This window comes from Phyllobacterium sp. P5_D12, from assembly GCF_054049495.1.
Genome location: NZ_JBFUMG010000603.1, coordinates 1 through 2,530 on the forward strand (window position 1 = coordinate 1; position 2,530 = coordinate 2,530).

The following is a 2,530-nucleotide window of genomic DNA, read 5'->3' on the forward strand; positions in this document are numbered from 1 at the left end:
ACGTTGATCAGCGCGTCCAGCGTCCGCTCTTGCGCCGTCTTGGTGTTTCCGAATCCGACTATATCCAGCTGATGCAGAAGCGGCAGGCGCTGGTGCGGCAGATGGATCAACGAATTTCCACCTTTGATCTGTTCGCCCTGTCGACGACACCTATTGCCGCGCCAACGATCGCCTCGGTGAGGGACGACGCCGTTTACAAGCAGGTTGAGACGCTGCTCCTGCGCAATACACAGGTCGCCAATCAGTTCGATCTGACGGCGATCAGTCTGCCAATGCCGGGCCTGACTTTACCGGGCGGACTGATGCTTGTCGCTCAACATGGTGCGGACAGACGGCTGCTTGCCATGGCTCTGTCCGTGGAACAGCTTCTATCCTGAGCTATATAGTCGCCTGCCCATTTGAAGTGATAATTACGAAACAACTCGAAATAGCACTCGCAATTTCCGGGAATCTGGTCAGGATGCGCCACGCTTGCAAGGAAAGTTACTTCTATGATCCGTCATTGTGTGTTTCTGCGTTTTCGTGACGACGTGTCGTCGATTGACCGCCAATCCATCTACCGCGATCTTCAAACTTTGTGCGCAAAGCTGCCGGGCGCGCTGACCATCACGTCCGGCGCGAATATCAGTCCTGAGGAGGGCATGGACAAGGGATTTTCTGAAGGCTTTATCCTCGATTTTGCCGATGCGGCCGCGCGTGACGCCTATCTTGTTCATCCGGAGCATCAGGAAATCGCTGGGCGGATCGTTGCTTCGGCCGTGGACGGTACTGACGGTGTTTTCGTTTTTGATATGGAAGTTTGAGACCGATGCAGGACAAGGAATTTTTCACGAAGCTGTTTCAGGCGGCAGTCGAGGCGGCGGATCCGGAGCGGACCATTGCAGTGCATCTCCCGCCGAAGCCAAAGGGACGGACTATCGTCATTGGTGCCGGCAAGGGCTCGGCACAAATGGCCAGCGCTTTCGAAAAAGCGTGGGCCGCGGAACATGGAGATACTCCGCTCGAAGGTCTTGTCGTCACACGATATGGTTTCGGTGCACCCTGCAAACATATCGAGATCATCGAAGCATCGCATCCCGTTCCGGACGCTGCAGGTCTGGTGGCTTCAAAGCGCCTGCTTGAAATAGTGTCTGGGCTGACAGAAGACGATCTCGTGGTCGCGTTGATCTCTGGCGGTGGTTCTGCGCTGTTGCCGTCTCCACCGCTAGGCATGACGCTTGAGGATGAAATCGCCGTCAACAAGATGCTCCTTGCGTCAGGCGCGCCAATCGCGGCGATGAATGCTGTACGCAAGCACCTGTCGACCATAAAGGGCGGGCGTCTGGCTGCTGCGGCTCACCCTGCGCGTATCTATTCGCTGATCGTCTCGGACATTCCCGGCGACAATCCGGCCTTCGTGGCTTCCGGCCCCACCGTGACCGATGAAACGACGCGGGAGGATGCCTTGAAGATCGTAGAGCGCTACAGTCTTGACCTGCCGGCAGCAGCGCTCGCGCATCTGCGCTCTGCAAAGGCCGATGCACCCAAACCCTCCGATGCGGTTTTTGCCGGCCACGAGCATCATGTGATTGCGTCGGCCGGTGTATCGCTTGAGGCTGCTGCGAAGGCCGCGCGCAATTTGGGCGTCGAGGCAGTCATACTCTCCGATGCAATCGAGGGCGAAGCACGTGAAGTCGCACACGTCCATGCGGCGATAGCCAAACACGTCCTTGCCACGAATCAACCATTCAAAAAGCCCGTCGTCATACTTTCTGGCGGAGAGACGACTGTGACAGTACGGGGAAAGGGCAGGGGGGGTCGCAACAGCGAATTCCTTCTGTCGCTCGCAATCGATATCGATGGAGCAGATGGAATCACCGCCTTTGCGGCAGACACTGATGGCATCGACGGTTCCGAAGACAATGCCGGCGCATTTGCCGATAGCACCAGMATTGCGCGGTTATTTGCCAAAGGACAGGACGCTTCGGCCGTGCTCAACAGAAACGATGCCTGGACCGCATTTGACATGATCGGCGATTTGTACGTCCCCGGTCCTACCGGCACCAACGTCAACGATCTGCGGGCCATTCTCATTCGCTGAATGTCACTGATGGACGCTTAATCGCCATCTTTGGGTGGTCAACAATGGCCGATTCGTGCCAGCGTGAACTTGGCATGCAATGCAACGATCCGCGCCATCGTCTGGCGCAACATCCAAAGGAAAGTCGAATGCGGATAGCACTGTCCCTGATTGCTGTGTCTCTCATGATCATCACGGGTTGTACAACCACACCAAAGACGACCACTCCCGCGGGGCCTTCACCTGCCAAGGATACGCATTTTGTTCCGCCACCCAAATCCCTGACACAGCGCGCGACTCCCTCTAAGGAGCCCAGCTTGAATGAGTCTGCCGCCGCGTCTGCAGCGAAGCCTACTGCCGCGCAGTAACCACATTTCGCTTTGCGACGCCGTCTCCGACTACATGCGTCGGGGCGGCGTTTTGCATTTATACGGCAGGTCAATTTCTGGACGGAGGAATAGGGCTTAAAAC

General features: G+C 56.9%; 3 protein-coding genes. All 3 read left to right on the forward strand.

The window, feature by feature from the left end; translation table 11 throughout:
- On the forward strand, positions 1-377 hold a 377-nt coding region (locus tag ACXJ5O_RS24095), incomplete at its 5' end, for an amidase family protein (RefSeq protein WP_457302112.1).
- Positions 378-491: 114 nt separating this feature from the next.
- Complete coding sequence (locus ACXJ5O_RS24100) at positions 492-803, forward strand: Dabb family protein (protein WP_457302113.1); 312 nt, start codon at positions 492-494, stop codon at positions 801-803.
- A 5-nt stretch (positions 804-808) separates the two neighbouring features.
- Entirely contained in the window at positions 809-2,080 is a 1,272-nt protein-coding gene (locus ACXJ5O_RS24105; protein ID WP_457302114.1) for a glycerate kinase type-2 family protein, read from the forward strand.
- Positions 2,081-2,530: the final 450 nt, after the last annotated feature.